Annotated in this window: 14 protein-coding genes; 12 read left to right on the forward strand and 2 right to left on the reverse strand. The window is 60.5% G+C overall.

The annotated features are described in order from the left end of the window. Window positions 1–15 precede the first annotated feature (15 nt). The 5 genes from CDUR_RS01590 (at window position 16) to CDUR_RS01610 (ending at window position 3,519) form a co-directional block, all read left to right on the forward strand. Window positions 16–624: an acetate and sugar kinases/Hsc70/actin family protein gene (locus tag CDUR_RS01590; RefSeq protein ID WP_179418742.1), complete on the forward strand. Its 609-nt coding sequence runs from the start codon at window positions 16–18 to the stop codon at window positions 622–624. Then, window positions 617–2,044 (forward strand): Rv0497 family membrane protein, encoded by a 1,428-nt coding sequence (locus tag CDUR_RS01595; RefSeq protein ID WP_233452977.1) that lies wholly within the window; start codon window positions 617–619, stop codon window positions 2,042–2,044. The genes CDUR_RS01590 and CDUR_RS01595 overlap by 8 nt, the downstream gene beginning before the upstream one ends. Next, entirely contained in the window at window positions 2,045–2,857 is an 813-nt protein-coding gene (gene proC / locus CDUR_RS01600; protein ID WP_179418743.1) for a pyrroline-5-carboxylate reductase, read from the forward strand. 262 nt (window positions 2,858–3,119) lie between these two features. Next, a complete protein-coding gene (locus CDUR_RS01605) occupies window positions 3,120–3,311 on the forward strand; it encodes a helix-turn-helix domain-containing protein (protein ID WP_040359457.1) in 192 nt (63 codons plus the stop codon). Window positions 3,312–3,417: 106 nt separating this feature from the next. Then, window positions 3,418–3,519, forward strand: a complete 102-nt coding sequence (locus tag CDUR_RS01610) for a 30S ribosomal protein bS22 (protein ID WP_003402602.1) — start codon at window positions 3,418–3,420, stop codon at window positions 3,517–3,519. A gap of 102 nt (window positions 3,520–3,621) precedes the next feature. On the opposite strand, the gene CDUR_RS01615 is transcribed toward CDUR_RS01610, so the two are convergent. Next, on the reverse strand, window positions 3,622–4,707 hold the full coding sequence (locus CDUR_RS01615) for an HAD-IB family hydrolase (RefSeq protein ID WP_218865465.1): 1,086 nt from the start codon (window positions 4,705–4,707) through the stop codon (window positions 3,622–3,624). 23 nt (window positions 4,708–4,730) lie between these two features. On the opposite strand from CDUR_RS01615, the gene CDUR_RS01620 reads away from it, so the two are divergent. From CDUR_RS01620 to hemC, 3 genes are all read left to right on the forward strand, one after another. Further along, entirely contained in the window at window positions 4,731–4,967 is a 237-nt protein-coding gene (locus CDUR_RS01620) for a glutaredoxin family protein (RefSeq protein ID WP_006062841.1), read from the forward strand. Between the two features lie 82 nt (window positions 4,968–5,049). Continuing rightward, entirely contained in the window at window positions 5,050–6,342 is a 1,293-nt protein-coding gene (locus CDUR_RS01625; RefSeq protein WP_179418745.1) for a glutamyl-tRNA reductase, read from the forward strand. Continuing rightward, window positions 6,339–7,229, forward strand: coding sequence for a hydroxymethylbilane synthase (gene hemC / locus CDUR_RS01630; protein ID WP_179418746.1), 891 nt, complete (start codon window positions 6,339–6,341; stop codon window positions 7,227–7,229). The genes CDUR_RS01625 and hemC overlap by 4 nt, the downstream gene beginning before the upstream one ends. Here the strand turns inward: hemC and CDUR_RS01635 are convergent. Further along, window positions 7,199–7,708 carry a PadR family transcriptional regulator gene (locus CDUR_RS01635; protein WP_179418747.1) on the reverse strand — a complete coding sequence of 170 codons (510 nt, stop codon included), beginning with the start codon at window positions 7,706–7,708 and terminating at the stop codon, window positions 7,199–7,201. The two genes, hemC and CDUR_RS01635, sit on opposite strands and share 31 nt — an antisense overlap. A gap of 216 nt (window positions 7,709–7,924) precedes the next feature. Between CDUR_RS01635 and CDUR_RS01640 the strand changes: the two genes are divergently transcribed. Genes CDUR_RS01640 through CDUR_RS01655 form a run of 4 tightly spaced genes read left to right on the forward strand, consistent with a single transcriptional unit; the run spans window position 7,925 to window position 11,224 of the window. Continuing rightward, window positions 7,925–9,598: a bifunctional uroporphyrinogen-III C-methyltransferase/uroporphyrinogen-III synthase gene (locus CDUR_RS01640; RefSeq protein WP_179418748.1), complete on the forward strand. Its 1,674-nt coding sequence runs from the start codon at window positions 7,925–7,927 to the stop codon at window positions 9,596–9,598. Further along, window positions 9,595–10,542, forward strand: coding sequence for a porphobilinogen synthase (gene hemB / locus CDUR_RS01645; RefSeq protein ID WP_179418749.1), 948 nt, complete (start codon window positions 9,595–9,597; stop codon window positions 10,540–10,542). The genes CDUR_RS01640 and hemB overlap by 4 nt, the downstream gene beginning before the upstream one ends. A 45-nt stretch (window positions 10,543–10,587) precedes the next feature. Beyond that, entirely contained in the window at window positions 10,588–10,791 is a 204-nt protein-coding gene (locus CDUR_RS01650; protein WP_040359341.1) for a helix-turn-helix transcriptional regulator, read from the forward strand. Next, on the forward strand, window positions 10,763–11,224 hold the full coding sequence (locus CDUR_RS01655; protein ID WP_179418750.1) for a hypothetical protein: 462 nt from the start codon (window positions 10,763–10,765) through the stop codon (window positions 11,222–11,224). Before CDUR_RS01650 ends, CDUR_RS01655 begins: the two co-directional genes overlap by 29 nt. Window positions 11,225–11,232: the final 8 nt, after the last annotated feature.

The following is an 11,232-nucleotide window of genomic DNA, read 5'->3' on the forward strand; positions in this document are numbered from 1 at the left end:
GTCTACCCTTGTAGTGTGCGATTAGGTGTTACGGATGAGGAAAAAGCTGCCAATCCGCTGGTAGCGGTGGGTGCGATACACCGTGCTCACCTGCGTCCCTCCTGCTCTTTGGTACGACGATGGTACGGTTGGGTAGCGGAACGTGTGACCAACCTTCGCATTCTTGATGGCAGCCTTGACACTAGGGGGCGATCTTTGGAATTGTCCACAGACGAAGCGGACGAACAACCAGACGCCGTGTTTCCCCTCACCTATGGTGCGGCGCGGAACACCCACCAATGGTGTGACACAGCCTCGCCAACACGCGAAAAAATAAATATTCTGCGCGAGACGGCAGTCACGGCAGAATCAGTGCGTGCCCTCCGCGCAAGCGGATACATGCGCCGCGCTGCTGGCACATCCACAACCTCCCGCACCCTCGCCCGACTCGCCGATACCACGCCGCCCCTAGCGGATGTGCGTTCGGGCTTAGAGCACAGTGTTGCAGGTGCGCTAGTTGCAGAAGCTAGCATGCGTGCGCTTGGCTTAGGACAGCTGCAAATTTGCCCATGGGCGCTGCGTGAAGGAGTTATCTTGCGGCGTATTGACAAGGGATTGGACGAGAAAGGACGCGAAAATGAGTGACAAACAACTCACCGTCGCGGAACTTATGGCGCGCGCTGCGCAGGAGGGAAACTCCCCGCGGGAGTCCCGCCCGCGCCGCCGCCGGAGCCTGGATGAGGGTGGAGTCTCCGTCGCGGAACTAACCGGATCCATCCCCCGTGTGAACAAAAAACCCGCGGAATCCAAGCACTCCAGTGTGCCGCTGGACGCCCCGCAGGAAAGGGTTGAAGAAAAGGTCGCTGCCTCGGTTGATTCGGCAACGTCCGACACTATGGTGGGGGCCGCCGCCGGGGCTTCCGGCGGCATGCGTGAAGCCCATCGCGAACCGCCGGCTCGTCCCGCACCCCAAGCTCCGCAACCGGTGATGGTTGAGCCATCCGCCCCATCGGTGCAGGACACCGGCGTGGCCGATGCCTCCGACGTGGATGATCTAGATGACCTGGATGATTCCCTCACTGATGAGGAAACGATGGTGCTGAGCGTGGTCACCGAGGATGACCCGGTGCGGCTCACCACGGGATCGTTCCCGGCGTTGACGGCGGAACTCCTCGGTGATGACGAGAATGATGGGTCTGCGCAATACGGCGCTACCGACAGTAATTCGGGTGTCTCCTACAGCCCCCAGCGCAGCGTTGACGACGATGCGCTAACCGATAATGAGGGTAGCGGCGCGGAAGATGAAGAAATTGTCACGAAAGTCGTTTTTGCAGGCGATAACATCTCGGGTCCAGAAGGCTACGATGCTTCCGATGAGTATGCCGACGAAGATTATGCCGACGAGGACTTCGCCGACGAGTCCATCGACTCCATCGCACCAGTGGAAGACGCTCTCCCGGACCGCTACGACTCCGAAGAACTTGACCGGGTGGATGACACCGCCTTTGTGGGATCGCGCGTCGGTTTTGCCACCGGCACCTTTGAGAAGACCCGCACTGGTCAGTTCCCCGAGGTAAGTGATGACGCCGAGGCTGAGGCTGATGTCGACGACGACGCGAGTGCAGACGTTCGCGCAGTCGACAGTGCCACCTTCAGGGCCGTTCCCGCCCAGGAGGACGTGGAGTCTGACTCCGAATTCGACGAAGAAGACGACGCCTTCGATCCCGACTTTAATGATGAGGAGACCTACGAGGAGGACGCCTTCGACGAAGACGACGAACTCGACGAGGTTGACGCGAACGACAACCAGAAAGTGTCGGTGTTGAGTGTCGTCCTGATGGTGATCATCGCCATTGCTGTGGGTGTGGGTCTGTTCAAGGGTTTTGAGATGCTATGGGCGAACATGTCCAAGATCATCACTGCCCTGTTGGCTGTGGCCGCCACCGGCGCCATTGTCGGTATCGTGCATGCCCTGCGCACCGAGCGTGACGGCCTGAGTATGGTGCTGGCTGGTGCTGCGGGTCTCGCGGTGACCTTCGGACCACTGGCGATCGTGGGGTTCTAGATGCCTAAGATCGCTGTCATCGGCGGCGGCAAGATCGGCGAGGCGCTCATCGCCGGGCTCATCGCCGGTGGTGTGCCGCCGAAAGATATTCACGTGGCTAATCGACGCCCCGAGCGCGGCAAGGAACTCGTTGAGGCGTACGGCATCATCGATTTTGTGGATCACCAACAGGCCACGGACGGTACGGATGTGGTCTTCCTGTGTGTGAAACCCAAGGACACGGTGCCTGTGCTGACCGACCTCGCGGATTTTATTGACAATAACGAGAGCGACACGGCCGTGATTTCCATGGCCGCCGGCGTTACCCTCAAGCAGCTGGAGGACGCCGTATCGGCGGGTACCCCGGTGGTGCGTGTCATGCCGAACACCCCGATGCTGGTGGGTGAGGGTATGAACGTGGTTGTTCCCGGGCGGTTTGTGTCTGAAGAGCAGTTGGATTCCATTGTGGAGTTGCTGGGCATGGTGGGCGATGTGGTGGTTACTGAGGAGACCCACATGGATGCCGTCACAGCCCTGTCTGGTTCGGCACCTGCCTACATTTTCTTGGTGGCAGAGGCAATGGTTGACGCGGGCGTCAGTTTGGGCCTCAGCCGAGATTTGGCGAAGCGTTTGACGGTGGGTGCGGTGTCGGGTGCGGGTGCGATGCTGTCGCAGCCGGATGCGGAGCCATACGAGTTGCGTTCCCATGTGGCGTCTCCCGGGGGCACGACGATTGCCGCGATCCGCGTTCTGGAAGAGGGCGGTATCCGCGCAGCGATGTATCGCGCCACGGAGGCTTCCGCACGACGTTCCAGGGAGCTGGGGCAAGGGTAGCGGAGCTGACATCGGCCAAATCGGCGTGTCGTGGCGTTGGGATTTTTACCCCCAACGCTATTTTTTATTTTGTAGGGTTAACATGTGCTTTTAGCAAAATGTCTCGAGTACTACTTGAGGCTTCAGGGGCGATGTGAAGTGCGCTTTTGCCACTCTTGTCGCAATAGTCACAGAAATCACGGTAGGCTGTTTTAAGCACGTGCGTGTCTGTTCTGCAGGAGGGGAAGCCTGCAGCGCGCTCTGCATGAAGGGTATAGAGAAAATGACTAATGAAGATAACGGAACGTTTTTGACTGTCGCAGAGGTCGCCGAGATCATGCGCGTGTCCAAGATGACGGTGTACCGCCTGGTGCATTCGGGAGAGTTGCCTGCCGTCCGCGTGGGACGCTCCTTCCGGGTGCATGAGAAGGCAGTGAACGAGTACCTGGATTCCTCGTACTACAACGTGGGCTAGACTTTTTGTCTCCCAGCGTGTGGCGGCCTATGATAGGACACATTCGTGTCGATTTTTGAGGCCGACAGGTATTTGTACGTATCAACATTAAAAGCGAGGAAACCCCATGGGTTCAGTCATTAAGAAGCGCCGCAAGCGTATGTCCAAGAAGAAGCACCGCAAACTGCTCCGTCGCACCCGCGTTCAGCGTAGGAAACTCGGCAAGTAGGGTTGTGCGGGCCGCTTCGGCGGCTTCTGGCCTCGCAGTAAGGGCGACACCGCGTGTAGTAATTGCGCGTGGTGTCGCCCTTACATGCTTTTATGGGCCCGTTTAGGTGCCTTTGCGTAGAAACCGCCAGCCGAATGCGGCAGTAAACAGGGCTGGTAGCCCAAAGGTTCGGATGGCCTTCCTGATGCTGCGGTAGTCCCGAATGTCCCAGCCCCGCCGGATAGCTTCCTTGCGTAGGGCGGAATCTGGGTTGATGGCCACAGGAGTGCCCACCATGGACAGCATGTGAATGTCGTTGATCGAGTCCGAGTAGGCGGCGCACCGCAGGAGGTCCAGCTTTTCGACGGCCGCGAGTGCCGCCACCGCGTGCTGCTTTCCAGCGCCGTGCAGGATGTCACCCACCAGGCGACCGGTGAATTTTCCGTCTCTGACCTCGGCGACGGTTCCCAACGCCCCGGTAAAACCCAGTTTGCGTGCCAGGATCTGTGCCAACTGCACGGGCGTGGCGCTGACCAACCACACTTGCTGCCCGGCGGCGAGGTGTTTTTCGGCGAGTTCCCGTGTGCCGGGCCAAATTTTTTCACTCATGTGAGTGTCCACGATTTCCTCACACAGGCTCACAAGTTCGTCCACGGACCGCCCTTCGATGAATTCCAGGGCTTGTTGTCGCCCCTCCGCCACATCGTCGGCGTTTTCAGATCCGGTGATGCGGAATTTTATTTGCTTCCACACCACGGGCAGGATTTCCCGGAGGTTGAAGTAGCGTTTGCGGGCGAGTCCCGTGGCGAACACGATGAGGGAGGCGCCTTGAATGAGGGTGTTGTCGACGTCGAAAAACGCGGCAGCACCGTGGTCTTGGGGGATGTCGGGGTTGGGGAAGCTTACGTGCCCGCCCCCTGCGGCTTCAAACGCGCCGGACACGGATTCGATGCCAGAGGTGAAGTCGTTGAGGTCTAGGCCATAGGTTTGTGCCACCGCCGCCGCTGCGGCTGCTTCGCCTGCCGCTTTTTGTTCCCGGTCGCCCACGGGCGGTAGTACTGTTTCTTCCAGGAAACGTCGGAGGTTGCCACGGGACGCGGACGACGCGAGGGATGCGAGAAAGTCCTCCGGGGTGCCGGGGATCGCAATGTTCTCGTTGGGCGTGTTCACTCGCGGTGGTACCTTCCAGTAAGCATGATCTTGTTTCATCGTAAAGCAATGAGGGTACAGCGATGCATGTGGTTGAGTTAATGGTGCGGCGGACCTGCGGTTCGTGTGAGCGTGTGCGGGAGCAGATCACCCCGGTGGTGGCGTCAGCTGACGCTCACCTGACCGTGGTGGATGTAGACACGGACGCATCATTAGCCATGGAATTTGGGGACAGGGTGCCGGTGGTAGTAGTGGATGGGGAAGAATTTGCCTGTTGGGAGGTTGATTCTGAGGAGTTAGCTGAGGCTTTGTTGTGGTAATTAGCGCCCCCGACTACCGTTGTTTTGTGATCTTGAGGGCAACCGACGGGGTAGTCCATAAGGTTGATGAAAAGGAGTGAGGGTGAGCGTGCTTGTGGTGGGCATGTCGCATCGTTCGGCACCCGTGTCTGTGTTGGAGCAGGTCAGCATGACTGATGAGGCCTGCAGTGCGACCACACGTGCCCTCCTAGACCGACCCTCCCTCACGGAAGCCATGATTGTATCCACCTGTAACAGGGTGGAGGTGTACGCTGTCACCTCCAGCTTCCACACTGGGGTGAACGATGTGGTTGAGGTGTTGCATCAGGAAAGCGGGCTGCCCACCGAGGTGCTGCGTCGCCACCTCTATGTGCATCACGCCGATGCCGCAGCTGAGCACATGCTCGTGGTGGCCTCCGGGTTGGATTCCATGGTGGTGGGGGAGCAGCAGATTATTGGGCAGGTGCGTAGTGCCTACCAGCAGGCCAATTCCAACAACACGGTGGGTAGAACCCTGCACGCATTGGCGCAAAGCGCCCTGCACACGGGCAAGCGGGTCCATTCGGAAACCGACATTGATGACGCAGGGGCCTCCATGGTGTCGTTTGCCTGCGCCGAAGCGATGAGGCGCATGGGACTCGGTGGTGACAACAACACTGAAAACAACACCCTGGAGGGAAAAACCGCGTTGGTGCTCGGTGCGGGCGTGATGGCCTCGCTGGCTGCGACGCACCTGGGCAAACTGGGCGTCGATAAGTTGATTGTGGCCAATCGCACCCGCAGCCGCGCGGAAATTCTCGCAGAGCATGCGCGGGAGGCAGGCGTGCCTGCTGAGGTTGTGGACTTCGCCGACCGTGCCGCAGCGCTAGCGCGGGTGGATCTCGTGGTGTCCGCCACCGGCGCGGATTCTTTCACCATCACCGCAGACGACGTGGCAAACGTCACGCACCCCGTCATGCTGATCGATTTGTCGCTGCCCAGGGACATTGACGATACCGTCACCGACCAGGATGGAGTTTCACTGGTGAACATCGAAAGCCTACATCAGACCCAGCAACGCAACCCCGACGAACAGCAATCCCAGGCGCTGGCCATCGTCGCCGAGGAACTGGAGGCATACTCCTCCGCCCAACGCGTTCGGGACGTGGTACCCGCCGTGGCGGCGCTGCGGAAGATGGCCTCCGAACTGGTGGACACCGAGCTGCAACGCCTCGGGCAGCGCACCCCCACCATGGACGAGTCGGACCGTGAGGAAGTTGGGCGCGCCGTGCGACGGGTCGTCGACAAGCTTCTGCACCAGCCCACCGTGCGTGCCAAGGAACTCGCGGCGCGCTCCGGCACCGTGTCCTATGATTCGGCGCTGCAGGAGCTGTTCGGCCTGGAGGAACAACTGTGACCCTGACCATCGGCACTCGGGGCAGCATGCTCGCCACCACCCAGGCCGGGCACGTACGCGACGCCCTCATCGCCGCAGGCTACCCCGCCGAACTCACCATCATCTCAACCCCCGGCGACCGCTCACAAGCGCCCGTCGAGCGCATCGGTGTTGGGGTGTTCACCCAGGCCCTGCGCGAAGCCCTGCACGACGGCGACTGCGACATTGCCGTGCACTCCTTCAAAGACCTGCCCACTAGCCCCGACCCCCGCTTCCATCTCGTGGTGCCCCCGCGTGCCGACGCCCGCGAAGCCCTCATCGCCCGCGACAACCATACCCTGGACACCCTGCCGCACGGGGCCCGCGTGGGAACCTCCGCGCCCCGGCGCATCTCCCAGCTCCTGGCACTTCGTCCCGACCTGGACATTCAGCCCCTGCGCGGCAACATTGACACCCGGATGGGCCGCGTCGGACAGGATCTCGACGCCGTCATCCTGGCCTGCGCCGGGCTGGAACGCGTCGGCATGCTGGACCGTGCCACCCAGTGTTTCGACCCGCACATTATCATGCCGGCCCCCGCCCAAGGTGCGCTCGCCGTAGAATGCCGCAGTGGCGACGCCCGTGCCGTCGCCGCCATTGATTTCCTTGCCGACCCAGATACCACCGTCCGTGCCACTGCGGAACGCACCCTGCTGAGTTGCCTCGAAGCTGGGTGCACCGCCCCCGTCGCCGCCTTCGCTGACATCCGTGCAGGGCGATTGGAACTGCGCGCCGGGGTCTTTGCTCTCGACGGTAGCCGCCAGCTCATTCACAGCGCTATGAGCGACGTTTCGGAGGCGGCGGAATTGGGGGAACGGGTGGCCAGGGAACTACTGGCTCAGGGCGCTTCCGATGTGATGAGATCCTGAAGAAACTTCACGCAGAATGCCGTAGTGGCGATGCCGTAGTCCAGAGTGGCCCGCTGGAAGCGGTGCTCGTGGGGGAGCGTCGGGAGTTCGCGGTCCAGTGATTCTAGGTCTGCGAGTTCTTTCTGGGCGCGTGTGAGCATCATGGTGAGGATGGTGTGGCGGTCGGACGGGGCGTCGATAAGCCCCAGGAAATAGAGCCGCGACAGCATGGCGGTATCCAGGTTGGAGCCACTGATAGGGCTGTGCATCCACTCCTGAAAGGTTGCAATGCCACGTTCGGTCGGGGAGTAGATTTTTTTCAGTCGACCGTTCTCAATGGTTTCCGTGACGGTGGCGTTGCCGTCGCGCACTAGGGTTTGCAGCGCTGTGCGGATGCTGCCCAGGCTGGCCTGGTAAAACAGCAGCACCTGGAATTGTTTATTCAGCTGGTAGATGGTTCGCGGGGCGAAGATGAGGAGTCCTAGGACAACGTAGCGCATGCCTCCAGTCTAAAATATTACTTTGAGAAATATTTTTGCCTGTGCAGTGCTGTCGCGGCGTGATGCTGTTTAACTGCGCATTCGCATACTTGGTTGTGATGCTTTATCGTTGACATACCACATGTGTACGCCCCATGAGTGATACGGTCCCGTTAATCGTGTTCTGGTGGGGTGTTGTGTCATGTTTACGGACAAAGCCGACAAGAAAAGAACTACATGAGTAACGACACTGCCTCTTCACCTGCGCCGGGAAATGTCATTTTCGTCGGCGCAGGCCCAGGTAATCCTGACCTTTTGACGGTCAGGGCCCGGGAGGTGCTGGGCCGCACCGCAGTGGCGCTCACCGATCCGCAGGTGCTGGACGGTGTACGCGCGGTCGTCGGTAGTGAACTGGCGGTGCCGGAAGACGTGCTCAAGGCTGCCGACGAGGCGTACGAACGTTTGTGTGCGGAAGCAAAAGCGAACGGGGCGCGGCGTCGTCCTCCGCGGCCGCCCGCGCCCACAGCGGCGGACATTCGTGAAGTCTCTGGTGCGCCAGAGAAGATTGCCCAGCAGCTCGCGGACGAAGTGGCGGCGGGGCATGATGTGATCCGGCTGGTTGCGGGCAATCCCCTCAACAACGAGGCTGTGCTTGCTGAAATCCAGGCCGTAGCCAACGCTGGCGTGGAGTTTCAGGTGGTGCCGGGCATGTCGGTGCCATCCACCGTGCCGGTGTTTGCGGGTATTGCGTTGGGTTCAACCTACACCGAAACGGACATCACCAGTGGAAACGTCGACTGGGATCAGCTGGCCCAAGCCCCGCAGCCCCTGGTGCTGCAGGCCACGGCCCTGGACCTGCCGAAAATCTCCGTGGAACTCAGTGACCGCGGTATCTCCGCCACCACACCCGTGTCGGTGACGGTCAACGGCACCACGCGCTTGCAACGCACCCACGACGCCACCCTGGGTACCCTCGGCAAATTGGATGCCGACCTGCAGGGTTCTCTGGTGGTCACCCTCGGCAAGGGTGTCGACGACCGCTCGAAATACTCGTGGTGGGAAAACCGCGCGTTGTACGGCTGGCGGGTGCTGGTCCCCCGTGCCAAGGAGCAGGCTGGGCCAATGAGCACCCGGCTTGCGGGGCATGGTGCCATTCCGCAGGAAGTCCCCACCATTTCCGTGGAGCCGCCCCGCAACCCGCAGCAAATGGAACGCGCCGTCAAAGGCATTGTTGAGGGACGTTACCTATGGGTGGTGCTCACCAGTGTCAACGCGGTCAGTGCCCTGTGGGAAAAAATCACCGAATTTGGCCTGGATGCCCGCAGTTTCGCTGGGGTGCGGATCGCCGCCGTGGGTACCAAAACGGCTGCGGCCATCCGGGAACTCGGTATCACCCCCGAGTTGCTGCCGTCCCCCACTCAGCAAAACGCCGCCGGGTTGGTGGAGGTGTTCCCCGAATACGACGAAGACCTAGATCCTGTGGGCCGCGTGCTGCTGCCCCGCGCCGACATCGCCACCGACGTGCTGGTAGACGGGCTGGCCAACCTCGGTTGGGAGGTTGAAGACATTGTGGCCTACCGCACCGTTCGTGCTGCGCCGCCCAGCGCCGAAATCCGCGACATGATCAAGTCTGGGGGTTTCGACGCCGTGTGCTTCACCTCTTCATCCACCGTGCGCAATCTCGTGGGTATCGCAGGTAAACCACACCAACGCACCATCATTGCCTGTATCGGCCCCATGGCCGCCGCCACTGCCCGCGAACTAGGGTTACGCGTGGACGTGCAGCCAGAGATCGCCGGGGTGGACGAGCTTGTCGACGCCCTGGCGGAGCATGTTGCCGGTTTGCGCGCCGCAGGCCAACTTCCGCCACCTAGGAAAAAACGCCGCTCACGAAAGGCAAAAACCCAGTGATTCGTCGCCCCCGCCGCCTCCGCCAGCACCCAGCCATGCGGGAGTTGGTTGCCGAAACCAGCCTCGGTGCCTCCGACCTCATCCTGCCCCTGTTCTACGCGGACGTGAACAGGGAAATCCCCTCCATGCCCGGGGTGTTCCAACATGACAGGGACTCTATGCTGCGGGCCGTGCATGACGCATTGGACGCGGGAGTGCGGTGTGTGGATGTGTTTGGTGTTCCCACCGACAAGGATGACATCGGTTCAGGGGCCTGGGACCCAGAGGGCATTCTCAACCGCGGGGTGCGTGCCTTGCGGGAGGAATTCGGCAACGACATCATGGTCATGGCGGACACCTGCCTTGACGAATTCACCAGCCATGGCCACTGCGGAGTGGTTACCGAGGACGGCGTGGTGGACAACGATGCCACCCTACCGCTCTACCAAAAAATGGCGGTCGCTCAGGCGGAGGCTGGTGCACACATTGTGAGCCCCTCGGGCATGATGGATGGCCAAGTCGCGGCCATCAGGCATGCGCTTGATGATGCCGGATACATCGATGTGGCCATCATGGCCTACTCCGCGAAATACGCCTCGGCCTTCTACGGTCCGTTCCGTGACGCAGTGGGGTCGTCCCTGCACGGCGACCGCACAACCTATCAGCAAGACCCCGCCAATGCGCGGGAATCACTGCTGGAAGTGGAGCTTGACATTGAGCAGGGCGCGGATTTTGTCATGGTCAAACCGGCGCTTCCGTACCTCGATGTGCTCCGGGCCGTGGCCGACATATCCACCGTTCCTGTTGCCGCGTACCAGGTCTCAGGGGAATATGCCATGATCCAGTCGGCGGTACACTGGGGTAACCGTGAGGCGTTGATGATGGAGTCGCTGCTGTCCATCAAACGTGCTGGTGCCAACCAGATTCTCACCTACTTTGCCACTGAGGTGGCGCAGAAACTCTAGATTGCCAGCCTTGGGGTCACCGTGGAATCACCATCAAAAACAAACATGGTGCGCAAACTGCGCCGCTGGCATGAATTGTCACAGGCCGAGTTGGCGCAGCGTGTTGGTGTGTCCCGGCAAACCATTGTGAATGTGGAGAAGGGAAGCTATTCTCCCTCGGTGTACTTGGCACTGGCCATCTGTAAAGAACTTCGGGCTACCGTGGAGGAAGTTTTCGGCGATGAACAACATGCACGAAACGCGCTCTGAACGCCCAGAATCGCTGTGGCTGGCCAGGCGCATGTGGCTAGCGGCCGTCGCTATGGAGGCTGTGCACCAACTACTGGGTGTTGTGCGTGCTTTCGTCGATCCCAGTGATATTCGCTCCGAGATGCGGCAATATTATCCGAGCATGCCCCAAAACACACTGGACTTTTTTATCTCCGTGTCAAGTGTGATCGCGCTGGTTTTCGCCCTGTCCCTTTTGGGGATTGTGGTGTGGTTGGCTGTATCGTGGCGGCTGCGGCTTCTCGTCTTCTTCGGCGCATATGTGGCGTTGCGTGGCGGCCTTGTTTTCTTTGAGGAGCAGCAGGGCTGGTTGTTCCTTATTGATGGTGCCGTGCAGATTGTGGTAGCAGTGTTTGCCGTGCTTGCAATTATCTTCGGAGCGCGTAAAGATTCAATTGAATGGATGTCAAGGTAGGGGAGTTG

Origin of the sequence: Corynebacterium durum (assembly GCF_030408675.1) — a bacterium.
Lineage (GTDB): Bacteria > Actinomycetota > Actinomycetes > Mycobacteriales > Mycobacteriaceae > Corynebacterium > Corynebacterium durum.

Bases quoted from the DNA above. Each gene is read 5' to 3' on its own strand.
- CDUR_RS01595 (WP_233452977.1), top strand. From the start codon at position 617: ATGAGTGACAAACAACTCACCGTCGCGGAACTTATGGCGCGCGCTGCG.
- proC (WP_179418743.1), top strand. From the start codon at position 2,045: ATGCCTAAGATCGCTGTCATCGGCGGCGGCAAGATCGGCGAGGCGCTC.
- CDUR_RS01605 (WP_040359457.1), top strand. From the start codon at position 3,120: ATGACTAATGAAGATAACGGAACGTTTTTGACTGTCGCAGAGGTCGCC.
- CDUR_RS01610 (WP_003402602.1), top strand. From the start codon at position 3,418: ATGGGTTCAGTCATTAAGAAGCGCCGCAAGCGTATGTCCAAGAAGAAG.
- CDUR_RS01615 (WP_218865465.1), bottom strand. From the start codon at position 4,707: ATGAAACAAGATCATGCTTACTGGAAGGTACCACCGCGAGTGAACACG.
- CDUR_RS01620 (WP_006062841.1), top strand. From the start codon at position 4,731: ATGCATGTGGTTGAGTTAATGGTGCGGCGGACCTGCGGTTCGTGTGAG.
- CDUR_RS01635 (WP_179418747.1), bottom strand. From the start codon at position 7,708: ATGCGCTACGTTGTCCTAGGACTCCTCATCTTCGCCCCGCGAACCATC.
- CDUR_RS01640 (WP_179418748.1), top strand. From the start codon at position 7,925: ATGAGTAACGACACTGCCTCTTCACCTGCGCCGGGAAATGTCATTTTC.
- CDUR_RS01650 (WP_040359341.1), top strand. From the start codon at position 10,588: ATGGTGCGCAAACTGCGCCGCTGGCATGAATTGTCACAGGCCGAGTTG.
- CDUR_RS01655 (WP_179418750.1), top strand. From the start codon at position 10,763: ATGAACAACATGCACGAAACGCGCTCTGAACGCCCAGAATCGCTGTGG.